Below are 22,946 nucleotides of genomic sequence, written 5' to 3'. Positions count from 1 at the left end.
GGCGCCGTAGCCCCAGACCTTGATGTTGCCGAAGTAGATGGCTTCCATCGTGCCGTTGCCGTTGTCGCGGCTATTGCGTTCGGCGTTGCCGTAGTCGAAGCAGCAGCCGCCGTTGTAGTGCGTCCCGTCGAAGATCGCGTACATGCCTTCCGGCTGGTCACCGGTCGCGACGCCGTTGGTGTTGTTGTTGCGGTAACCGGTGCCCGGCGCCACGTAGACGCCGTACGCCTTCTGGCCGCCGACGGTGGTCGGGGCGGCCGTCGCACTGGCCAGGTTGTCGTACCCGCCGGGCGCCGGGCCGGAGAAGCCACCCGGCGGCGCCTGGGTCAGGTGGTTGTTCCGGCCGGACTGGTCGTAGATGACCGTGATCAGGCACGTCGTGCCGGCGCAGAACGAATCCTGCGTCGCGGCGTTCGCGACGCCGCCGGCGCTCAGGACCCCGACGTCGCGCGTGGTGTTGTCCGACGCGCGCCGCACTTGGTAGAGCGAACCGTTGTACGCGCCGTACAGCGCCCGGGTGGTCGAGTGCGCGGCCACGCACGGCGTGCCGCCGGCCGCGTAGATGTCACACGGCCCCTCGGTGGCCGCCTGGGACGTCGTCGCCGTGCCGGTCAGCGCGCCCGCGGCGATCACCACGGCCGGCCACACCCTTCTCCAGCGTGCCTTCATCGACGAACTCCTTTGTCCGTGCGGAATGCGGCTAGCTCCGCGTCCACTTCTGGGCGTTGCCGCCGGTACAGGTCTGCAGGGTCACCGGCGTGCTGTTCGCGGTGCCGTTCCCGTTCGGGGTGAGGCACAGTCCCGATTGGACACCGGTGATCGTGCCGTCGGCGGCCGCCGTCCACTGCTGGTTGGCGCCGGTCGAGCAGTCCCAGATGATCGCCCGGGTGCCCGCGGTCGTGCCCGCTCCTTCGGCGTCCAGGCACTTGTTGCCGTACACCAGGAGTTGCTTGCCGGACGTCAGGGTCCACTGCTGGTTGCTGCCGCCGTTGCAGTCCCACAGCGTCACCTGGGTGCCGTTGGTCTGCGACACGCCCGGGACGTCGAGGCAGCGCCCCGCGGCGGTGTTGCGCAGCACGGAGGTCGACCCACCGCCCGAACCGGCGACGGAGAGGTTGTCGAACTGCGCGGTCTCCCCGACGCTCGTGCCGATGCCGACCTGCCCGGCCGGGAAGGTGCCGTCGGTGACCGTGCCGATGACATTGCCGTCGACGGAGGCGGTGATGGTGCTGCCGGAGAAGCCCAGTGACAGCTTGTGCCAGCTGCCGGTGCCGAGCGCGGCCGTCGTGCCGGTGCGCAGGGTCGTGTTCTGCTGACTGGTGTTGTTGCGCCGGATCGACCAGGCGCCGGTGTCGCTCACCCGCAGGTAGTACGCGTTCAGCGCGCCCTGGTTGCCGGTGTCCTGCGAGCCGGCCCGGCCGAGCAGCTCGACGTACCCGGACTTCTCCAGCAGCACGTCCGTGCTGAGCGTGTAGTTGCTCCAGGCCACGTTGCCCAGCAGCGCGTAGGGGTCGACGAACTTCTTCCAGGGGATCGTCTTCTGCGTCGCGGACTGGCGGACGCAGGTGCCCGCGCGGCCGGCCCCACAGGCGGAGGTCTCGAAGGCGCCCTCCATGTCCATCAGGTACTTGGCTTCCTTGCCCTTCGCGTACGCCTCGAAGTCATCGCTGTAGGGCAGGTTCAGCGAACCCTGCGGCGGGCTGGTCGCCGTGCCCTTGCCCTGCCCGGTGGTGGTCGTGACGGAGTAGAGGTAGCCGGGCTGGACGGTCAGGGAGTAAGCCCCGCCGGACGGGGTGATGTCGGTGCTGTGCACGAAGTGGTCGGCCGGGTTGTTCGAGTTGAGGTTGGTCGCCCACACGTGCACCTGGCCGCCGGACAGCCCGCCGGTGACGTTCAGGTCGAGCGTCTGCGCCGAGGTGGCGTCCATCGTCTCGATGATCGTGCTGTAGTCGGTGTTGTTCGGCGACTTCAGCGAGACGTAGCTGCCGTTGTTGCGGTTCCCGCCGAGGTAGCCGCTGGAGGAGTCGAGGTACTTCCAGCCCGGCGCGGTGAACTGCGTCGTGTGCGCCAGCGCCCACGAGTCCTTGCCGACCGAGTAGTAGCCGGACCACGGCTGGTTGGCCAGGATCAGCCCCACGGTCGGCCACGGGATGTTCGGCGTGACGGCGGCGATCAGGTCCCAGTTGAGGTAGGCGGTCATCTTGCCGTCGAGGTAGACGCGGTTGATCCCGCGGGCCAGCGGCTTGGCGCCGTCGTTGTAGTCCTGGGAGCCGTTTTCGCTGGACCACAACGTCTTCCCGGTGTTCGTGACGTTCGCCGGGACGCTGCAGGAGGTCTGCGCGCTGAGGTAGCCGCAGGTGTAGTGGGCGCTCAGCACGTCGGTCGCGTTGCGGTAGGCCGTGTTGGTCGAGATCGCGCTCGCGGGGCCCCAGTCGCCCGGCCACGAGTCACCGGAGATGATCTTGACGGCGCTGTACCCGTTGGCGTTGAGCGCGTTGCGGAGGGTCACGGTCCAGTCCGCGCTCCACTGCTTCTCGTTCTGGACGCTGGTGAGGTAGTCGATGGTCAGCCCGTGCTGCTTGGCGCACCCCAGCCACGACAGGTAGTAGTCCGTCAGGTCGTTGGAGAAGAAGGTGCCGTTGCCGATCCAGCCCGGCGCTCCCCAGGGCAGGCCCACGAGCTTGATGCCGGGGTTGCGCGCCTTCGCCTGTTCCATGAGCCACCACTCGTACCCGCGGTTGCAGTCCAGATCACCGCGGAAGTGGGCGTGGCTGGGCTCCGCGCCACTGGTGGAGTTGGTGTCCCCGCCCATTTCCACCTTGAGGATCTGCAGGGCGGCGCCGTAGCCGGGCTTGAACAGGTAGTCGAGGATCTGGCCGCGCTGCGGCTCGGGGTAGTCGATCAGCAGGCGGGTGTTGCCACCGCCGCCGCTGACCGCGCCGACGCCGTCGAACGTGCGGCCGCCCGAGCCGCCGTTGACGGTGATCGAGGTGGCGGCCTGGGCCGGGGCCGCGGCGACGACGCCGCCGGCCACGGCCAAGACGACCGCGGTCACCGCCGCTGCCGCGTTTCTCGCGCTGCGGAGCATGGTAGTCCTCACTTCCGAACGAAGGCGGCGCCCGGCGAAACTCTCGGGCCAGCCGGCGAAACAATCGGTCGATCAGCGAAGGGGGAAACCGCCATGAGAACCCCATCTTCGTCGATGGCGAACACGCTGGGCGTTAACGCTAACAGCCGCCCTGCCGCCGAACAACCATCGGCACCGGGCACCCGCCGCACTTTACGAAACACCGCGGTCACCGCCCCACCGGCCGGCAATCACCGCAGTTCAGCGATCCGTCGCGGACCGGCAGCGACGCTTCACGCAAAATGTAAATTTCGCGCCGGCGAGCGAGAACAACACGGCGGACCCCTTTCCCGGGCCGCTTCCCCCGGCTACAGTCTCCGATTGCTGGGAGCGCTCCCAGTAGCCGGTTCCGGCGCCACCGCCGTTCGAAGGAGAAGGTGCATGCGAAGCAGGACAGTGGCAGCCGGGGGTCTCGCCGCGGTAGCCGTGACCGGCGTCGTGGCCACGACCACGTGGGCCGGCGCGCAGGCCGCCGCCTCGGCGTACTACGTCGACCCGGGCACCAACGCGGCCAAGTGGGTCGCGGCGAACCCCGGCGACTCCCGGGCCGCGGTCATCCGCGACCGCATCGCGTCGGTGGCGCAGGCGCGGTGGTTCACCACCACGAACACGTCCACGGTCCGCGGCGAGGTGGACGCCTACACCGGCGCGGCGGCCGCCGCGGGCCAGATCCCGATCATGGTCGTCTACGACATCCCGAACCGCGACTGCGGCGGCGCGAGCAGCGGCGGCGCGCCGTCCCAAGACGCCTACCGGGCCTGGATCGACCAGGTGGCGGCGGGGCTGGCGGGCCGGCCCGCGGCCATCGTGCTCGAGCCCGACGTGCTCCCGCAGATGACGAACTGCCAGAACAGCGACCAGCAGGCCCAGACCACGGCGTCGATCGCGTACGCGGGCAAGAAGCTCAAGGCCGGCTCGTCCCAGGCGAAGGTGTACTTCGACATCGGGCACTCCGCTTGGCTTTCCCCGGGCGACGCCGCGGCGCGGCTGCGGGCCGCCGACATCTCGAACAGCGCCGACGGCATCTCGACCAACGTCTCCAACTACCGCGCGACCTCCGACGAAGTGGCCTACGACAAGGCGATCCTGAACCAGCTCGGCGACTCGCGGCTGAAGGCCGTGGTGGACACGAGCCGCAACGGCAACGGGCCGCAGGGCAGCGAGTGGTGCGACCCGGGCGGCCGCGCGATCGGCCGGCCGAGCACCAACCAGACCGGCGACAGCCAGATCGACGCGTTCCTGTGGATCAAGCCGCCGGGCGAGGCCGACGGCTGCATCGCCACGGCCGGCCAGTTCGTGCCCCAGCGGGCCTACGACCTCGCCATCGCGGCGGGCCCGATCCAGACCACCACCCCGACCACCCCGACGACCCCGACCACCCCGACCACCCCGACCACGCCGACGACTCCGACCACGCCCACGTCCCCGACCACCACGACCCCGCAGCCGACCGGCGGCTGCAAGGTCACCCACCGGGTGGTCAGCTCCTGGCCGACCGGCTACACCGCGGAGATCGTCATCGAAAACCGCGGCACGGCCCTCAACGGCTGGACGCTGACGTTCTCCGCACCCGGCGTGACCATCAGCCAGGGCTGGAACGGAACCTGGAGCGACACCGGCGACACCGTCAAGGTCGACAGCGTGTCCTGGAACGGCACCCTGGGCACGGGGGCGACGACCACGCTCGGCTACAACGCGAACTACACCGGCAGCGCGCCGCCGTTCCTGCAGCCGGCGCTCAACGGGACCTACTGCTCCTGAGCCTCGGGCAGGCTGATCGCGGCGTTCACACAGAGCGCCGCGATCGGCTGTCCCGCCCGGGCCGGACCCGCGACGGGTCAGGCCACCCGGCCCGCACTCCAGGCCGCAACGGGCGCGGCCGGCACGCCGAGCTTGGTGCCCTTGCGGTAGCCACTGCCGAAGATCAGCCCGAGCACCAGAACGGCGAGCACGGCCGGCAGGAGCCACAGCCACCAGGACTTGCGCACACCGTCTCCCCTCGTCGATCCGAGCACACGCTACCGGTCGATTGGCTCGGTGGCCGGATGGGTATTCCTCCCGGTATGGGTGCTTGGGGCAAGCGACTGGTCGCTTTGGCTGTAGCTGTGGTGGTTCTGGTCGCGGCGGTACTCGTCGCATCGGCGGTGCACCTGTTACCCCAATTGCGCAACCCGTTCGCCGAGCGCACGGAAGAGCACTCGGGCCCGGTCCTGCTGCAGTCGATCGTCGAGCTGTCCCGCTACGAAGCGGCGAGCGGTTCGTTCCAGGTGGTCGTCGACATCACGACGAGCTCGGTCCTCCCCAGCTTCCTGGTGGGCAGCGACACGCTGTTCATCGGAGTGGGCACGGACAACGCGTACGTCGACTTCGGGCGCCTGAAGGGCAACGCGGTCCAGGTGTCCGACGACCGCCAGTCAGCCACGATCACGTTGGGCCACGCCCAACTGGAGCCGGCAACGCTCGACGTGCACGAGTCCCACGTGTACGCCCAGCAGCAGGGCCTCTTCACGAGAATCAACGAGTTCCTGGGCGGCAACCCCAATTCCCAGCAGGCGTTGTACGAGCTGGCCCAGAAGCAGATCCAGGCGGCAGCAGCCAAGAGCTCCCTTGTAGCGGACGCAGAGCGAAACACCCGAACAATGCTGACGGGCTTGCTGCAATCACTGGGCTTCAAGAACATCACGATCAAGTATGCGGACAACAGCGCAGGCTGACCGCCAAGACTTCCCGCGCCAGACAACGCAAGGCGCCAACCACCACCCACGGCACGCCGCCACGGCAACGCAAGGCGACCACCACGGCACCCAGGCCCCCCGCAACCCCGATCCGAAGCCAGAACACGGCCGGCGGCGCCGGGTCAAGGCATCTTTCCCGCCTTGACGCGGTGCCGCCGGCCGTAGTCACAATCAGGCTTCGGGGTGGCGGGAAAACAGCGTCACAGCACCGGCCCCATCACCCGGCCCCATCACCCGGCTCCATCACTCGCACCCATCATCCGTTCCGAACAACACGCCACCGATTCGCAGCAGCACCATTGTCCGGCCCTTGAACGGCATAAGCCCCAGCCGACCCGGACCCACCCTCGATCGTCAGCAGCTTCCCACTGTTGACATTCCGGATCTTCGAGGTCCCATCACCCTGAGCAACCACCGTCCACCGGTGATCAGCCGTCCCGTTGTCCGACCACTGCAGAACCCGCGCATTGTCCGCTGTCGACATGTCGAGAACCCCCAGTACCTTGCCGCTGTTGGCGTTCCGGAACCGAACCGTGCTCCCGTCGGTGATCATCTCCCAGTTGTGGTCCGCGGTCCCGCTGTCCGACCACTGCAGCGCCCGGCCACCGTCAGCGGTGGACATGTTCTCGACGCCCAGCACCAGCCCACTCCCCACGTTGACCAGCCGATAGGTCGTCGCACCGGCGCCACCGGTGTTCCAGTACGTGGTGTAGTTGAAGCCCTGAGCGTCATAGAACGGAACCAAGTTGACGGCGGACCCGTTGGCGGTGGCACTGAAGGTGAGCGCACTGCTGCTGGTCCGGGTGACCGAAGCCGGGTTGAGGGACGGCAGCGTGCTGCCGCTGTAATTGCCGGCCAGGACCACCGGGCCGTAGGTGACGGCCGCGACGTTCGCGTTGTCGTTGGCCGCCTTCAGCGCGACCTTCATCGGCAAGCGGACGGTCACCGTGTCCCCGGAGGCCCAGGACCGCGACAGGGTGGCGTAGCTGCCGGGCGTGGTGGTCACGTTCTGCGCGACGCCGTTGACGCTGATGGTCGCCCCGGTGGTCCAGCCGGGGATGCGGATGCGCATCGCCCAGGTCCCGCTCACGCTTCCGGTCACCGTCAGCGTGCTGGTGTCGCTCGCCGGGTACGAGGTGGTCTGGGTGACCGTGATGCCGCGCTGGGTCCAGGTGAGCACCGAGGGCAGGAACAGGTTCACGGTCAACGTCGTGTCGTTGGAGAAGTAGATCGAGTCGGCAAGCTTCGTCTGGGTTTCCAGCCCGGTCCCCTGGCAGCACCAGAACGAGTCGTAGTCGGTGCTCCACGTGCCGCCGCCCCACGCCGGGCCGAGGCCGCGGCGGCCGCCCGGGTTGAGCGAGCTGAAGTACGTGATGTGCCCGTGGCTGTCGGCCGGGTTCTGCTGGCCGATCATCTGGTTGAGCAGGGCGCGTTCGTAGTAGTCGGCCAGGTCGGCGCGGTCCGGGTACAGCGCGATCAGTTCCCGGGTCAGCTTGAGCATGTTGTAGGTGTTGCAGCTTTCGCACGTGTCCTGGTTCAGGTACGCGGCGATGGCGTTGGGGGCGCGGAAGTGCTCGGCCTGGCTGTTGCCGCCGATGGCGTAGGTGTGCGCGCCGACGGTGATGTTCCAGGCGTTCGTCGCGATGTCCCGGTAGCGGGTGGTGCCGGTGGCCTTGTACTCGCGCGCCGCGCCGATCCACTTCGGGACCTGGGTGTTGGCGTGCAGCCCGTTGAGCTGATCCCGGTTCGCGGCCAGGGGGTCGAACACGGCGGCGTGGTCGAACCGCTGCGCGGCGGTCAGCCACCGCGCGTCGCCGGTGTACTGGTAGAGCTCGGCCAGCACGTCGTTCATGCCGCCGAACTCGGTGTTCAGCACCGACTGCAGCTGGCTCGCGCTGAGCCGGGCGGTCCGCCGGTCGACCCACCCGGCGAGGTTGAGCAGCACGTCGCGGGCCTGGGTGCTGCCGATGTACCGCCACACGTCGAGCAGGCCGGCCATGGTCTTGTGGATGCAGTAGTACGGCACGTTGCCGTTCGACAGCCGACCGGCTTCGAGGTTGTCGAAGTCGGCCTCGGGGAAGCCGGACAGGTAGCCGGCGGAGAACCCGGCGGCGCCGTTGTTCGCTTGGCACTTGGCCAGTTCGGCGACCATCGTCGTGGCCTTGTCCCGGCTCGAGGTGTCGCCGGCGACGGCCCACAGCTGCGCCCAAGCCGTCAGGAAATGGCCCTGCACGTGGCTGCGGAACGGGAAGCTCGGCGCGTCCCAGCCGCCGTTGGCGGCCGCGCCGCCGGTGGAGAGCCGGTGGTTGGCCCGGAAGACGTAGAGCAGCCGGTTGACGTCGACGAACCGCAGGTAGTTCTGCGTCCGGTTCTGGTTGTCCAGCCACCGGCTCGCGGTCAGCCGCACCTGGCCGAGCTCGAACGGGAACAGGGTCACCCCGGCGTCCGGGCGGACCGGCCCGACGGCCGCGGCGGTGACCGCCGAAGCGGCGGGCGCCCAGCCGATGGCGGACCCGGCCGCGGAGGCGATGGCGGTGGCGCCGGCGGCTTGCAGCAGTCGCCGGCGGCTGATGGGTGAGGGCACCGGGGTCTCCGTTCGTCAGTGGACAGAGGGGGCGGGGAGCATGTTAGCGCTAACACTGATTCTTGTCACGACCCTTTTGACGGGCGGCATACTGACGGCCCGCTCCCGAGGAGGATTTCCGCTGCGCAGGGTGGCCATCGGCGGGTACCGTGCCCGCGTCCACCCGGTCCTGGTCACCACCGCGTGAAGCGCCGGCCGGGAATCGTTTCCCGGAATTGAAACTTTCATTTCCGGCTGGACGACCATTCGAAATCCGTGCTACAACCGGGACACCCTTGAGCAGGCGACCCGCGCCGAGGGCTCGGAATTTCCCCGTCGGCCGAAGGATTTCGCATGCCCAGGATCGGATCGTCGTTCCGCGTCTTCGTGACCGCCGCGGTGCTCGCGCTGGCCGTGGGCGGCGCTCCCCCGGGCGCCGCCGCGGCCGGAAGCGCCGCCGCCGCCGGCACGCCGAGTGCCGGCTGTGGCAAGAACCCGACGCTCACCAGCGGCAATCGCACGATCCAGAGCAACGGCAAAACCCGCAGCTTCATCCTGAAGATCCCCGACACCTACGACAACGCCACTCCGCACCGGCTGGCGTTCGGCTACCACTGGCTGGGCGGCACCGCCGACCAAGTCGCCTCGGGCGGCAGCGACGGCTACGCCTGGGCCTACTACGGCATGCAGTCGCAGTCGGGCAACAGCACGATCTTCGTGGCGCCGCAAGGTCTCAACAACGGCTGGGGCAATTCCGGCGGCGAGGACGTGACCTTCACCGACGACATGGTCCGGCTGATCGAGAACGACCTCTGCGTCGACACGACCCAGCTGTTCTCCATCGGCTTCAGCTACGGCGGCGCGATGAGCTACGCACTCGCGTGCGCCCGGGCGACGGTCTTCCGGGCGGTCGTGGCCATCGCGGCCCCCGGCGCGATCAGCGGGTGCAGCGGCGGCACCCAGCCCATCGCGTACATGGGCATCCACGGCGTGTCGGACAACATCGGCGCCGGCCGGGGCCTGCGGGACACCTTCGTCCGGAACAACGGCTGCACCCCGCAGAACGCCCCCGAACCCGCCGCGGGCAGCAAAACCCACTACCTGACCGTCTACTCGGGCTGCCGGACCGGGTACCCGGTCGTCTGGGCGCCGTTCGACGGCGGCCACCAGCAGGGCCCGGTGGACGGCTGCACCGGCTGCGAAAGCGGCGCGCGGAGCTGGGACAAGGCCGAGATCTGGAAGTTCTTCAGCCAGTTCGGCGGCGGCGACCCGAACCCGCCCACCTCGCCGGTGCAGGTCGGCGTGAACTACTCCCTGGTCGCCGCGCACAGCGGCAAGTCGGCCGACATCAGCGGTGCGTCCACCGCGGCGGGGGCGGCCCTGATCCAGTGGTCTTCGCACAACGCGGCCAACCAGCAGTTCGACTTCCTCGCCTCCGCCGACGGCTACTACCGGATCCGCGCCCGGCACAGTGGCCTGGTCCTGCAGGTCGCGAGCGCCGCCTCCGGCGCGGACATCACCCAGCAGCCCGACACCGACGCGACGACCCAGCAGTGGAAGGTCACCGACCAGGGCGGCGGCGCGGTGAGCCTGGTGAACCGGGCCAGCGGCCTGGCCATGGACGTCTGGGGTGCCTCCACCGCCGACGGTGCCCGGATTTCGCAGTACACCGCCGGCGGCGGCGCCAACCAGCGGTTCCAGCTCCAGCGCGCCTGAAGATCGGAGTGACGACGATGTCCGACCTGACCCGCCGGCAGGCGATGCGGCTGGGTGCCGCGCTGGTGCCGATCGCGTGGACGGCCACCGCCCGGACCGCTTCGGCCGCACCCGCCGACGTCCGGGCGGTGAACGACCTGGCGCTGTGGTACGACAAGCCGGCCGGCACCGAGTGGCTGCGCGCGCTGCCGATCGGCAACGGCAGGCTGGGCGCCATGGTGTCGGGCAACACCGACACCGAACGCCTGCAGCTCAACGAGGACACGGTCTGGGCGGGCGGCCCCCACGACTACAGCAACACCCAAGGCGCGGGGGCGCTGTCGCAGATCCGGCAACTGGTGTTCGCCAACCAGTGGACGCAGGCGCAGTCCCTGATCGACCAGAAGATGCTCGGCACCCCGGCCGCCCAGCAGCCGTACCAGCCCGTCGGCACCCTCAGCCTCGCGCTGCCCGGGAACAGCGGGGTTTCCTCGTACCAGCGGTGGCTCGACCTCACCACGGCCACGACGGTCGTCACCTACGTCGCGAACAACGTGCGATACCGGCGGGAGGTGTTCGCCAGCGCCGTGGACCAGGTGATCGTCATGCGGTTGACGGCCGAGACGCCGGGCTCGCTCTCGTTCTCCGCGTCACTGGGCACCCCCCAGCGGGCGACGACGGCCAGCCCGAACGGCACCACGATCGCGCTGGACGGGATCTCCGGGGACAGCCGGGGCATCGCCGGTTCGGTCCGGTTCCTCGCCCTGGCCGGCGCGACGGCCGAGGGCGGCAGCACCAGCAGTTCGGGCGGCACGCTGCGGGTGTCCGGCGCCGACGCCGTGACGCTGCTGATCTCGATCGGCACCAGCTACGTCGACTACCGCACGGTGAACGGGGACTACCAGGGCCTCGCCCGCACCCGGCTGGCCGCCGCCCAGGCCCTCTCCTACGACTCGCTGCGCAGCCGGCACCTCGCCGACTACCAGAAGCTCTTCGGGCGCACGACCCTCGACCTCGGCCGCACCGCGGCGGCCGACCAGCCGACCGACGTCCGGATCGCCCAGCACAACAGCGTCAGTGACCCGCAGTTCGCCGCGCTGCTCTTCCAGTTCGGCCGCTACCTGCTGATCTCCTCGTCCCGGCCGGGCACCCAGCCCGCCAACCTGCAGGGGATCTGGAACGACCAGCTGAACCCGTCGTGGGAATCGAAGTACACCCTCAACGCCAACCTGCCGATGAACTACTGGCCGGCCGACGTCACCAACCTCGCGGAGTGCTACGAACCGGTGTTCGCGATGATCGGCGACCTCGCGGTCACCGGGGCGCGCACCGCACAGGTCGAATACGGTGCCCGGGGCTGGGTCACCCACCACAACACCGACGGCTGGCGTGGATCCTCCATTGTGGACTTCGCGCAGGCCGGGATGTGGCAGACCGGCGGCGCCTGGCTCGCCACCATGATCTGGGACCACTACCGGTTCACCGGCGACGCCGAGTTCCTGCGCGCCCGCTACCCGCTGCTGAAGGGCGCCGCGCAGTTCTTCCTCGACACGCTGGTGACCGAACCCTCGCTGGGCTACCTGGTCACCAACCCGGCGAACTCCCCCGAACTGAACCACCACGCGAACGCGTCCGTGTGCGCGGGCCCGACGATGGACATGCAGATCCTGCGCGACCTGTTCGACGGCTGCGCGGGCGCGTGCCAGGTGCTGGGCGTGGACGCCGCCTTCGCCGACCAGGTCAAGGCGGCCCGGCAGCGGCTGGCGCCGATGAAGGTCGGCTTGCGCGGGAACATCCAGGAATGGCTTTACGACTGGGTGGAGACCGAGCAGACCCACCGGCACATTTCGCACCTCTACGGCCTGTACCCGAGCAACCAGATCAGCAAGCGCGGCACGCCCCAGCTGTTCACCGCCGCGCGCCGGACCCTCGAGCTGCGCGGTGACGACGGCACCGGCTGGTCACTGGCCTGGAAGATCAACTACTGGGCGCGGATGGAAGAGGGCGCCAAGGCGCACGACCTGCTCCGGCTCCTCGTGCGGACCGACCGGCTGGCGCCCAACATGTTCGACCTGCACCCGCCGTTCCAGATCGACGGCAACTTCGGGGCGACGTCCGGCATCGCCGAACTGCTGCTGCACAGCCACAACGGCGAGCTGCACCTGCTGCCCGCGCTGCCGCCCGCCTGGCCGGCCGGCAGCGTCACGGGCCTGCGCGGGCGAGGCGGCTACACGGTCGGCGCGGCCTGGAGCAGCGGCGCGGCGACCCAGCTCACCATCACCCCGGACCGCGACGGCGACGTCAAGGTCCGCAGCCGGATGTTCACCACGGCTTACGAAGTGCTCGACACCACGACCGGCGCCAAGGTCCAGCCGGTGTCCGTCGAAGCGGACCTGGTCCGCTTCGCAGGCCAGGCGGGTCACACCTACCGCGCCACTTCCCTCGGCGGGCCGCCCCCGGTGGTCGAGCCCGGGGTGAACTACCGGCTCGTCGCCCAGCACAGCGGCAAGGCGGCCGACATCAACGGTGCCTCGACCGCGGCGGGGGCCGCGCTGATCCAGTGGCAGGCCGGCAGCGGGCTGAACCAGCAGTTCGACTTCCTCGCCTCGGACGGCGGCTACCACCGCATCCGGGCGCGGCACAGCGGGCTGGTCCTGCAGGTCGCGAGCTCGGCTTCGGGCGCGGACATCACCCAGCAGCCGGACACCGGTGCGACGACGCAGCAGTGGAAGGTCACCGACCAGGGCGGCGGGGTGGTGAGCCTGGTCAACCGGGCCAGCGGCCTGGCCATGGACGTGTGGGGTGCTTCGACCGCCGACGGGGCCCGGATCTCCCAGTACACCGTCGGCGGCGGAGCCAACCAGCGTTTCCTGCTACAGCGCGTCTGACCGGCGCAGGCCGTTGACCAGCAGCTTCACCAAGTGGCGCGCGTCGTAGTACGTCGCCGTCCCCGCGCCGGCACAGAGACTGCCGACGCCGCGCATCAGCTCGAAGGCGTCCTGGCCGGGGACGATCTCGCCGGCCGCGGCGGCGGCGTCCAGCAGCTGGGTGCACACGGGACCGAGGCGTTCGAGGAAGTAGGTGTGCAGCGGGTCGTAGCAGGCTTCGTCGGACTGCAGCACCGACGCCAGCCCCTGCTTGGTGATGACGAAGTCGACGAACCGGTCGATCCACTCGACCAGGGCCTCATGTGGCCCCCGCCCGCCGGCGAGCAGGGCGGGACCGACCTCGGCCAGGGCTTCGACCTGCCGCCGGTACACCGCGAGGATCAGGTCGGCCCGGGTCGGGTAGTGGCGGTAGATGGTCGCCGTGCCCACCCCGGCCCGGGCGGCGATCTCCCGGATCGGCGCTTCGACGCCGGAGGTCACGAACACCGCGGCCGCGGCCTCGAGGACGTTCCCGGCGTTGCGCCGCGCGTCGGCGCGCTGCGGCGATTTTCCAGCCGCCGTCCGGGAATCGCTCACGACCGCATGCTACCGGCCCCCACCGGCTCCCCGACGTCCAGCAGCAGCCCGGCCAGCTCCCCGGGCGCGGTGATCATGCAGTCGTGCCCGGCGGCCAGCTCGCGCACGTCCGCGGGCTCGCCGTTCGGCTGCACGGCGGGCACCGGGCGCCGGTCGAACCCGTCGGGCTTCACCGTGCAGTGGATGTGCGTGCGCGGGATCGCGCGCAGCGCCGGGTTGTCCTGGGCGACCGGCTCTTCGAGGCACCGGATCGACTGGTCGGACAGCATGGTCCGCAGCCACGCGACGTCCCCCGGATCGGTCACCCCGAACAGGCCGAAGGGCGCGGGCAGCTCGGGCAGCGGCGGGACCCGCCAGCCGGCCCCGAGCATGCTCCGGGTGACCGGCATGACGTCGATCGCGTTCTCCCCGTGGGCGGGCACCATCGCGTCGAGGTACACCAGCCGCGCGATCCGCTCCGGCACCTCGTTGGCCACCGCGGAGATCACCAGGCCGGCGTAGCTGTGCCCGACCAGGACGACGTCGTGCAGGTCCGCTTCGACCAGCAGCCGCACGACGTCGGCGGCGTGCGTCCGGAGTCCGACGTCCGGGTTCAGCAGGTGCCGCGTTTCGCCGTAGCCGGTGAGCGTCGGGGTGAACACCGGGCGCCCGCTCGCCGCCAGCCGCGGCACGACCCGCGCCCAGCACTGCCCGGTGTGCCAGGCGCCGTGGACCAGCAGGTAGGTGATCGCCATGAAGAGCTCCTTAAATGGGACACTGTCCCGGTTACTATACGGAACAGTGTCCCACTTAGTCGCGGGGGGCCGGAACGGCGCGCAGCCCGTTGATCGCGATCGTGATGTAGCGCCGGACGGCCGCGGCCCGCGCCGCCGGCGTGACCGCCTGGATGCCACCGGCGGCCATCAGCACCAGGACGATGTCGTCCAGCGTCGTCTCGGGCCGCACCCGGCCGGCGTCCTTCGCCCGGCGCACCAGCTCGGCGAGCGACTTCAGCGCCCGTTCCCGGTCGGCGGTGAAGTCCAGCGTGCCGGGGAAGGCCGACACCAGCGCCGCGGTCGTCCCCCGGTCCCGGGCGTACAGCTCCCCCAGCCGCTCGATCACCGTGCGCAGGCCCCGCCAGGCGTCCGCCTCGGCGAGGCCGTCGTCGACGATCGCGTAGCAGGCACGCAGCCGCTCCGCGAACGCCTCGGCGAACAGCTGTTCCTTGGTCGGGAAGTGCCGGTACAGCGTCGCCGGGCCGACGCCGGCGTGCCGGGCGATCTCCCGCATCGGCGCGGCCAGGCCGGCGGTGGCGAACACGGTCCGGGCCGCCTCGAGGAGGCGTTCGCGGTTGTCCTGGGCATCCGATCGCCGGATCCGAGGCAAAGAGCCGGTCACCGTCTCAGTTTAGCCGAAACGGACGGGTGCGTCCGGTACGGTCGCGGCCGCCTCGAACTCAGGGAGATGAACCGTGAAAGCAGTGGCAGTGCAGACTTTCGGGGAGCCCGGCGGCCTGGCCGTCGTCGAGGTTCCCGACCCGCGGCCGGGCGCCGGGCAGGTGGTGATCACCACCGAGGCGATCGGCGTCGGCGGCGTCGACGTGCTGATCCGCCGCGGCGCCCTCAACGCGTTCGGCTTCGAAGCCGGTCACGTCCTCGGCGGCGAGGTGGCGGGAACCGTCACCTCGCTGGGCGCGGACGTCGACGAGTCGTGGGCCGGCGCGCGCGTCTGGGCCCCCACCGACGGCGGCGGTGGCTACGCCGAGCAGGCGCTCGTCCCGGCCACGACGCTGGTACGGCTGCCGCCGGAGGTGTCGCCGGTCGACGCGGTGACCGTGGCGGGTTCCGGGGTGGTGGCGCACTTCGGCCTCCGGCACGCCCGCTTCGCACCCGGCGAATCGGTGCTGGTCCGCGGCGCGGCGGGCGGCATCGGGGTGATGGCGGTCCAGCTCGCGGCGCGCACCGGCACGGTCGCGGTCACGACCTCTTCGCCCGAGCGCGGCGCCCGCCTGCGCGCGCTGGGCGCCACCGGGGTGCTGGACCGTGCCGGCGAGGGCGCCGGCGGGTACGACGTCATCATCGACATCGTCGCCGGGGAGGAGCTGCCTTCGTTCTTCGGCAAGCTCAACCCCAACGGGCGGGTGGTCACCGTGGGCGCGGTCGGGGGCCCACCACCGGCCAGCTTGGTCGCGGAGATGTTCACGGCGTTCCGGAAGTCACTGTCGTTCGCGATCTTCAGCGCCGACTCCGTGTCCACAGAGGACCGCCGTACGGTGGCCTCCGAACTGTTGGCCGCCGCGGGCCGCGGCGAGGTGGCCACGGTGGTCCACGACGTGCTGCCGCTGGCGCACGCGGAACTCGCCCACCGGCAACTGGACGCCGGGACGGTGTTCGGCCGGTTCGCGCTCGTCCCCGAGTGAGCGCCGGTCCCGGGAGCGATCCCGAGACCAGCGCAGTCGGCACCGTGCGGACGCGGAGCGCGAAGTCTCCGCCTCCGCACGGCCGGCCTGCTCACCCGATGCGCACCGAAGCCTTCCGCACACTCCCCTCCACCGGCACCGAACGGCCGTCGCCACCGACGCCGGACTCGATCGCCGCCGTCACGATGCGGTTGCGGTCGCCCGGGGACAGCACGCCGTTGGCCACGAGCTCCTGCGTCACCGCCTTCACGTGCTTCACGAACCGGTCGTGGGACAGATACTCCGCGTTCTCGTCGATGACGTCGTTGATCGTGCAACCGTTGCCGGTGTCGGTGTTCACGACCTGGCTGTCGACGCCGCCGATCACCACCGTCTCCCGGGTGTCCGAGGACGGGCAGGCGTCCGGTGGTGGCGCGGCCGCGACCACCCGGAACGATCCCGCGACCTCGGCCGAGACGTTCCCGGCGATGTCCGTGGCCCGGGCCCGCACGGTGTGCGCCCCCAGCGCGGACACCACGACCGGCGCCGCGTACCGGGTCCACGCCAATTCGTCCACTTTGTACTCGACCGAGTCCACTCCGGACTCCGCGTCGGTGGCGGTCACCGTCACCGACGCCGAACCCACGTAGTTCCAGCCGCCGTCCTGCTTGCCGGTGACCTGGAGCGCGACCGAAGGCGCGGTCGTGTCCCCGCCGGCGACCACGGTGAACGACACCGAACCTTCCGCGGACGCGTTGCCGGCGACGTCGCGAGCACGGTAGCCGACCGTGTGCGAACCGGCCGCCGACACCGGAACCGGTGCCGCGTAAGCCGTCCACGCGCCAGCGTCCACTTTGTACTCCACCGAGGCGACCCCGGAACCCGCGTCCGAAGCCGTCACCGTGACGGTCGCCTTGCCGACGTAGTGGCCGTCGGCGTCCTGGGTGCCGCTCAGGGAAGCCGACACGACCGGCGCGGTCGTGTCGCTCCTCACCACCGTGAAGTGGGTCATGCCCTCCGGCGACACGTTCCCCGCGACGTCGGTGGCCCGGTAGTGCAGCATGTGCATGCCCGCCGCGGTCACCGCGACCGGCGCGGTGTAGGCGGTCCAGGCGCCGCTGTCGAGCTGGTATTCCACCGACGCCACGCCGGAATCGGCGTCCGTGGCCGTGATCCGGGCCGTCGCGACGTCGAGGTAGTTGCCCGAGGAGTCCTGGGTGCCGGTGATCGCCGCACTCACCGAGGGCGCGGTCGTGTCCCCCGGCCGGGCGACGATCGTGAAGTGCGCCATGCCTTCCGCGGACGTGTTCCCGGCGACGTCGGTCGCGCGGTAGTGCAGCATGTGCGCGCCCGCCGCGGACACCACCACCGGCGCGGCATACGTGGTCCACGTGCCGCCGTCGAGCTGGTACTCGACCGACGCCACGCCGGAGCCCGCGTCGGTGGCCGAAAGCGTGACCGTGGCGGATCCGAGGTAGCTGCCGGACGGGTCGCGATCCCCCGCCACCGCCGCGGTGACGGCCGGCGGGGTCGTGTCGCCGGTGCCGTCGGACACGACGAACTCCCCCACCATCGCCGTGTGCCCGGGGATGGTGCAGTAGTACCGGTACTTGCCGGGCGTCAGCGTCACGACGGCCTCGTGCCGGCCGTTGGCGGGGTCGAACGGGTTGGCCAGGATGTTCAGCGAGACGTCGTGGTTGTAGCCCGGCGTCGAGGTGTCGAACGTCAGGGTGTGCGACATCCCGGTCGTGTTGCCGGTGGCTTCGCTGTTCTCGAAGACGACGGTGGTCTCGCCGGGGAGGGCGCCGGTGGGCGCGGACGCGTATTCGGTGGTGCTGTTGTTCGCGGTCCAGGTCAGCGTCTGGACCGGCGCCGCCGCCGCGGGCGTCGCCAGCCCGAGCACGGCCAGGAACGCCGTCAGCAGCAGAGCGATCAGTCGTGGGGACATCGCGGGGAACCCTTCCTGAAGTGGGGCCTCGTGAGTGGTAATTCGGGTTAGAACCCGAATTACCACTCACGACCAGCCGCGGCGGAGCTACAGCTGCCGCACCCGGATGTTGCGGAACTCGATCAGGTCGTTGTCGCTGTGGTTCTGCAGCCCGATGAACCCGCTGACGAACTGCCGCAGGTCGGTCGGCGGGTCACCCGCGCGCGACGACTGCTGGCCCGGCGTGTTGTCGAACTCGTTGATCACCACGCCGTTGCGGATCATCGTGTAGTGCTGCCCGACGACCTTGATCTCGTACTCGTTCCACGTGCCCTTCGGCCGGGCACCCGCCTGGTCGAGCGGGCGCGGGTCGAAGTTGTAGACCGACCCGGTCTTCTGCGGCTCGCCGGAGTCGCCGTCGTAGATCTGGATCTCGTGGCCGCAGTAGATCGCCACCCAGGCCTGCGACGTCCGGGCCGACCCGACCGTGCCGCAGCTGCCCGGCGGCCGCTGCTCCACCGGTGTCCGCGGATCCGGGAACCGGACGAAGACGCCGCTGTTGGCCCGGTTCGGGTCCGGGGCGATGTCCTTGAACTGCACCTTCACCGAGAAGTCGCCGAACTGCCGCTGGGCGTACCAGAGCATGCCCAGGCCGCCGGCCGAGCGGATCGACCCGTCCGGCTGGAGGGTGAACTGCCCCGAAGGCGCCTGTTCCCAGCCGCGCAACGACTCCGCCGTGCCGTCGAAGAGCGCGTCGTAGCCCGTGGTGCCCGGCTTCCCGATCGGCGACGCCGCGGCCGCCGCGTTCAGCTCGGCCGCCTCGGCGTCGTTGAGCACCCCGAGGTCGGCGAGCGTCTCGGTGGCCTGCTCGACGTGGTTGACGAACGCCGCGTGCGTGCTCCACGTGCTCTCGTCGTCGATGAAGTCGTCCACCGTGCAGCCACCGCCGGCGTTGCGGTTGACCACCTTCGTGAGGGTGTCGCCCAAGGTCACCACCGGGCTCGGGTCGGCCACCGCGCAGCCGACGTTCACCGACGTCCGGGTCGTCACCGTCTCACCGTTCGCGTAGGTCACGGTGAGCTTCGCGGTGAAGAGGCCGGTGCGCGGGTAGGTGTGCCGCGGGTCGGCCTGGGTGGACACCGAGCCGTCGCCGAACTCCCAGCGGTAGGACACCCCGCCGGACTTCGACCCGGTGAACGCGGCGGTGAGCGCCTTGTTCTGCACCATCGTCGACGTCGCCGCCGGCGCGGGCGTCGGCGCGCCGCCGGTGTAGCTGATCTTCAGCAGCTTCTGGTTGGCGTCCAGGGAGAAGAAGCCGTTGCCGTAGTCGAGCACGTACAGCGCGCCGTCCGGCCCGAACTTGGCGTCCATCCAGCTCTGCACCCGGGTGTCACCCGCGCCGCCCGGGATGATCTGGCGGAACGTCTCGGCGAACACCGGCGGCTGGTGCGTCGGCACGCCGGCCGGGTCGACGGTCACCGCGACCCGGTTCTGCGCGTTGGACTCGTCGCCGATGAACCACTTGTTGTCCCAGTACTCCGGCCACGCGACGCCGCTGTTCGTGTCGACCAGCGAGCGGTGGTACGTCGGCCCGGACATGATCGCCTGGCCGCCACCGCGCAGGTACGGCTGGGTGTAGGTGGCGTCCGCCGCGTTGTAGGTCGGGATGGAGCTGCCCGGCCGCTTCGGGAACACCGGCCCGCCGCCGTCCGGCGAGTACCAGATCATGTTGTCCTTGATCGGCGGCAGGTTCACCAGGCCGGTGTTGCGCGGCGAGGTGTTGACCGGGTTGTCGCAGTCGTACCAGCCGGTCAGTTCCGCGGCGTTCGTGCTGCTGCGGTCGCGGTAGGGCTGCCGGTTGCCCATGCAGTAGGGCCAGCCGTGGTTGCCCGCCTCGGTGATGACGGTCGCCGTCTCGTACTTCGCCGGCCCGAGCTCGGGGCTCGGCGACGGCGCGTCCGGACCGACCCAGCCCGCGGTCATCCAGTTGTGCACCGGGTCGATCTGCAGCCGCGAGATGTTCCGGACGCCCATCACGTAGATCTCCGGGCGCGTCTTGTCCGCCGGCCCGTTCGGGAACAGGTTGCCCGGCGGGATCGTGTACGTCCCGTTCGCCTCCGGGTGGATGCGCAGGATCTTGCCGTCCAGGTCGTTCGTGTTGCCCGCGGTGCGGCGCGCGTCCTGGAACGAGATGCCCTTGTAGTCGAGCGTCCAGTTGTTGCCCGAGTAGCCGTTCGAGCCGCCCGAGGAGTTGTTGTCCCCGGACCCGACGTAGAGGTTCCCGTCCTTGTCGAACGCCATGCCGCCGCCCGCGTGGCAGCAGCTGTGGATCTGCACGTCCCAGGACAGCAGGTCCTTGCGGGTCGCCTGGTCGATCGTCTGCTTCGCCGCGTCGTAGGTGAAGCGCGAGACCGTGCGCTTGCCGATCCGCTTGTCGCGGTCGATCGACTCGTGCGGCATCCAGTAGGCGTAGAACCAGCCGTTCTCGGTGAACTTCGGGTCCAGGGTGATGCCGAGCAGGCCCTCTTCGTTCTTGACGAGCTCGTCACCGCTGCCCCGGTTGCCCATCACGCGCAAGGTCGTGAGCAGCTTCGGCTTCTTGGTGACCGGGTCCCACTGGTGGATCGTGCCGCAGCCGAGGCCGACGTTCGGGTCGTCCCAGCTGACCACCGGGCCGGTCGGGCAGGCCGCCTTGCCGATGTAGAACACCTTGCCGTCCGGGGCGATGGTCAACCCGTGCGGCTCGCCGATCTGGTCGAGCTGCCCGGCCGCGTTCTTCCCGGTCAGCCGTTCGATCTTGTAGTTCGCCGCGATGCCGGCCTGGCAGTCGCCGCGCACCATGCCGGTGGTCCAGCGCAGGGCGCCGAGCAGGTGGTCGCGGAACTGCCCTTCACCGTAGGACGCCTCGGTGCGGCCCATGCCGGTGTAGAAGGAGCGGCCGCCGTCGTAGTCGCGGCACCAGGAGATCGGGTGGAACGGGCCGTTCGCGCCGACGCCCGGGTTGTAGCCCTTCTCCTCGACCTGCGCGACGGTGTGCACGGTGCCGACCGGGTTGGTTTCCCAGTTGAGCCAGCGGTCGGTGCGGGTCCAGTTCTGCGGCAGCCCGGCGGTGGCCGGGTGGTGGGCGTCGAGGACGTCGACGACGGCCTGCTGCGGGGCCGGCTCGGGCGGCGGCGGGGTCGTCGAGGTGTCCTTGAACAGCTTGAGGTCCGCGAGCTGGATGATCGGCTCACCGGCGTTCGCGGTGATGTTCAGCCGGTAGTTGGGGTAGACCGTGGTGTTGGCGAAGGTGAACGTCCGGGTCTGGAGCGGATCGGTGAACGTCTCGTTCGTCCGCGTGTCCAGGTCGGTCCACGTGGCGCCGTCCGCGGAACCCTGCAGGGTCCAGCTCTTCGGGTTGCGGCCCGGGAAGTCGTTCGCCGACACCAGCGCGTAGCTGCTGACGGCCACCGGCGTCGCCATCTTGTAGGCGGCCCAGCCGGTCGTCGCGAACGTCAGCCACTTGGTGTTCTCGTTGTTGTCGGCCAGCTTCTCCTTGGTTTCGTTCGGCGGGTTCTCCCCGCTCGCGGTCACCGCCGCCACTGCTTCCGGTGTCGGCCGCGCGCCGACCGGGCGGGCCCCGATCAGGCCGGTGAACCACTGCGACGAGTCCTGCGCGCGGGCGGCGTCGGAGATGCCGAGGAACCCGCCGCCCGCCTTCATGTAGGCCTGCAGCGCGCCTTCCTGGTCACGGCTGAGCGTGACGCCCTGCGCGGACAGGAAGACCACCCCGCGGTAGCGGGCCAGGTTGGCCGCGCTGAACACGCCGGGATCCGAGGACGCCGTCACCGTGATGCCGTTGTCGCCACCCAGCCGCGCGATCGCGTCCGCCGCGCGGAGCACCGGGTCCTTCTGGCCGGCCGCCGCGCCGTGGAAGACCAGCACGTTCACCGGCACGTTCACCGCGGCGGGCGCGGCCTGGGCCACCGGCATCGCCATCAGCGGAGCTCCGGCCGCCAGGACCGAGCCGATGGCGAGCACGACCGCGCCGCGCCTGCCGAACCATCGTCGTTTCATAGCTCCCCTCCTGCGTGCGTGCGGGCATCGGGGTTCATGTCGTGCCCGGAGTGGTCGTGCTGCTTGAACCGGTCGATCGCGTCCTGGGCCCCGTCGGGCAGGCTGCCGTCGGCGTTGCGGACCAGGAACAGGCCCACCATCCCGCCGTCGGAGTGGGTCTGGACGTGGCAGTGGTACATCCACGCCCCCGGCCCGGCGCCTTCGCCGGCGAGTACCTGAAAGCCGAACGAGCTGCCCGGGTCGAGGTTCTTGTTGTCGACGATGGCAGCGTTGTCATCCGCGCTGCCGAGCATCCCGGTGCGGGTGTCGGCCCAGCGGTGCCCGTGCAGGTGGAACGTGTGCGGCAGGCTGCCGTACCCGATGCAGACCCATTCGACGCGCTCGCCGAGGCGCGCCTCGAAGATCGGCGTGTCGGGCGCCATCGCGTGGTTGATCATCATCTCGTTGAACACGACGGTGTACTGCTTGCTCGGCAGCAGATCGCCGCGCTTGCGGACGATCAGGCCGCCGTAGAGCCCGCGCGCGAGGCCCGCGGTGCCGTGGTCGGTGCCCATCGCGTGGTCGTGGTAGTGCCAGTACCCGGCGCTGCCCGGCATCCAGAACCCGCCGCCGGCGTCGTAGCGGGTCCGCGTCCGCCAGGTGTAGGTCCGCGTTTCGCGGGGCTTGTTGAAGGACGCGTTGAGCGGGGCGCCGTCCGACGCGGTGTCGTAGGTGACGCCGTGCGGGTGGATCGACAGCCGCTGGTCGGTCCGGTTGACCAGTTCGATCTCGAGGGTGTCCCCCTCGTAGACCTCCAGCAGCGGCCCCGGGATCGTGGCCTTGCCCGGCTCGAGGCCGTAGCCGTAGAGGCCGCCGGGCAGGGCTTCGGCGTAGATCGTGATCTGACGGGTCAGGCCCGCGGCCGACGCCGCCGGAGCCATCCCGACGGCGGGCGCGAGCACGCCCGCGGCGGTTCCGGCCAGCATCGACCGACGTGACACTCGCATGTGGATTCCCCCGGGG

Annotated in this window: 15 protein-coding genes; 5 read left to right on the top strand and 10 right to left on the bottom strand. The window is 70.3% G+C overall.

Annotated elements, in window-relative coordinates; all coding sequences use genetic code 11:
* Positions 1 to 669: arabinofuranosidase catalytic domain-containing protein (locus C2L58_RS42400; RefSeq protein WP_304533022.1), on the bottom strand; the 669-nt coding region annotated here is incomplete at its 3' end.
* Between the two features lie 31 nt (positions 670 to 700).
* On the bottom strand, positions 701 to 3,055 hold the full coding sequence (locus C2L58_RS42395; protein ID WP_369904330.1) for a ricin-type beta-trefoil lectin domain protein: 2,355 nt from the start codon (positions 3,053 to 3,055) through the stop codon (positions 701 to 703).
* A 468-nt stretch (positions 3,056 to 3,523) separates the two neighbouring features.
* On the opposite strand from C2L58_RS42395, the gene C2L58_RS42390 reads away from it, so the two are divergent.
* The gene (locus C2L58_RS42390; RefSeq protein ID WP_103343251.1) at positions 3,524 to 4,888 is read left to right on the top strand and encodes a glycoside hydrolase family 6 protein; all 1,365 of its coding nucleotides are present in this window, start codon (positions 3,524 to 3,526) and stop codon (positions 4,886 to 4,888) included.
* A gap of 77 nt (positions 4,889 to 4,965) precedes the next feature.
* Here C2L58_RS42390 and C2L58_RS50115 read toward each other — a convergent pair whose 3' ends face one another.
* Positions 4,966 to 5,115 (bottom strand): hypothetical protein, encoded by a 150-nt coding sequence (locus C2L58_RS50115; RefSeq protein WP_199191690.1) that lies wholly within the window; start codon positions 5,113 to 5,115, stop codon positions 4,966 to 4,968.
* Positions 5,116 to 5,232: 117 nt separating this feature from the next.
* On the opposite strand from C2L58_RS50115, the gene C2L58_RS42385 reads away from it, so the two are divergent.
* Complete coding sequence (locus C2L58_RS42385; RefSeq protein WP_233226236.1) at positions 5,233 to 5,841, top strand: DUF4230 domain-containing protein; 609 nt, start codon at positions 5,233 to 5,235, stop codon at positions 5,839 to 5,841.
* Between the two features lie 277 nt (positions 5,842 to 6,118).
* Here the strand turns inward: C2L58_RS42385 and C2L58_RS42380 are convergent, their stop codons facing one another.
* Positions 6,119 to 8,446: a beta-L-arabinofuranosidase domain-containing protein gene (locus C2L58_RS42380; protein WP_103343249.1), complete on the bottom strand. Its 2,328-nt coding sequence runs from the start codon at positions 8,444 to 8,446 to the stop codon at positions 6,119 to 6,121.
* A gap of 333 nt (positions 8,447 to 8,779) precedes the next feature.
* Between C2L58_RS42380 and C2L58_RS42375 the strand changes: the two genes are divergently transcribed.
* The gene (locus tag C2L58_RS42375; protein WP_103343248.1) at positions 8,780 to 10,141 is read left to right on the top strand and encodes an RICIN domain-containing protein; all 1,362 of its coding nucleotides are present in this window, start codon (positions 8,780 to 8,782) and stop codon (positions 10,139 to 10,141) included.
* Positions 10,142 to 10,158: 17 nt separating this feature from the next.
* A complete protein-coding gene (locus C2L58_RS42370) occupies positions 10,159 to 13,008 on the top strand; it encodes a glycosyl hydrolase family 95 catalytic domain-containing protein (protein ID WP_103343262.1) in 2,850 nt (949 codons plus the stop codon).
* Here the strand turns inward: C2L58_RS42370 and C2L58_RS42365 are convergent.
* Genes C2L58_RS42365 through C2L58_RS42355 form a run of 3 tightly spaced genes read right to left on the bottom strand, consistent with a single transcriptional unit; the run spans position 12,994 to position 14,961 of the window.
* Entirely contained in the window at positions 12,994 to 13,584 is a 591-nt protein-coding gene (locus C2L58_RS42365) for a TetR/AcrR family transcriptional regulator (RefSeq protein ID WP_103343247.1), read from the bottom strand. The two genes, C2L58_RS42370 and C2L58_RS42365, sit on opposite strands and share 15 nt — an antisense overlap.
* Positions 13,581 to 14,318: an alpha/beta fold hydrolase gene (locus C2L58_RS42360; RefSeq protein ID WP_103343246.1), complete on the bottom strand. Its 738-nt coding sequence runs from the start codon at positions 14,316 to 14,318 to the stop codon at positions 13,581 to 13,583. Before C2L58_RS42360 ends, C2L58_RS42365 begins: the two co-directional genes overlap by 4 nt.
* A gap of 55 nt (positions 14,319 to 14,373) precedes the next feature.
* Positions 14,374 to 14,961 (bottom strand): TetR/AcrR family transcriptional regulator, encoded by a 588-nt coding sequence (locus C2L58_RS42355; RefSeq protein ID WP_233226235.1) that lies wholly within the window; start codon positions 14,959 to 14,961, stop codon positions 14,374 to 14,376.
* Positions 14,962 to 15,043: 82 nt separating this feature from the next.
* Here C2L58_RS42355 and C2L58_RS42350 point away from each other — a divergent pair, with 82 nt between their 5' ends.
* Positions 15,044 to 15,982 carry an alcohol dehydrogenase catalytic domain-containing protein gene (locus C2L58_RS42350; RefSeq protein ID WP_103343245.1) on the top strand — a complete coding sequence of 313 codons (939 nt, stop codon included), beginning with the start codon at positions 15,044 to 15,046 and terminating at the stop codon, positions 15,980 to 15,982.
* A 91-nt stretch (positions 15,983 to 16,073) separates the two neighbouring features.
* Here the strand turns inward: C2L58_RS42350 and C2L58_RS42345 are convergent, their stop codons facing one another.
* From C2L58_RS42345 to C2L58_RS42335, 3 genes are all read right to left on the bottom strand, one after another.
* Positions 16,074 to 17,909: a cupredoxin domain-containing protein gene (locus tag C2L58_RS42345; protein ID WP_103343244.1), complete on the bottom strand. Its 1,836-nt coding sequence runs from the start codon at positions 17,907 to 17,909 to the stop codon at positions 16,074 to 16,076.
* A gap of 87 nt (positions 17,910 to 17,996) precedes the next feature.
* Positions 17,997 to 21,944, bottom strand: a complete 3,948-nt coding sequence (locus tag C2L58_RS42340) for a ThuA domain-containing protein (protein WP_103343243.1) — start codon at positions 21,942 to 21,944, stop codon at positions 17,997 to 17,999.
* A complete protein-coding gene (locus tag C2L58_RS42335; RefSeq protein ID WP_103343242.1) occupies positions 21,941 to 22,930 on the bottom strand; it encodes a multicopper oxidase domain-containing protein in 990 nt (329 codons plus the stop codon). Before C2L58_RS42335 ends, C2L58_RS42340 begins: the two co-directional genes overlap by 4 nt.
* Positions 22,931 to 22,946 lie beyond the last annotated feature (16 nt).

Source organism: Amycolatopsis sp. CA-126428 (assembly GCF_002904335.1).
Taxonomy (GTDB): Bacteria; Actinomycetota; Actinomycetes; order Mycobacteriales; family Pseudonocardiaceae; genus Amycolatopsis.
Note: the sequence above shows the minus strand (reverse complement) of the source record. Positions and strands in the feature narration are given on the sequence as shown.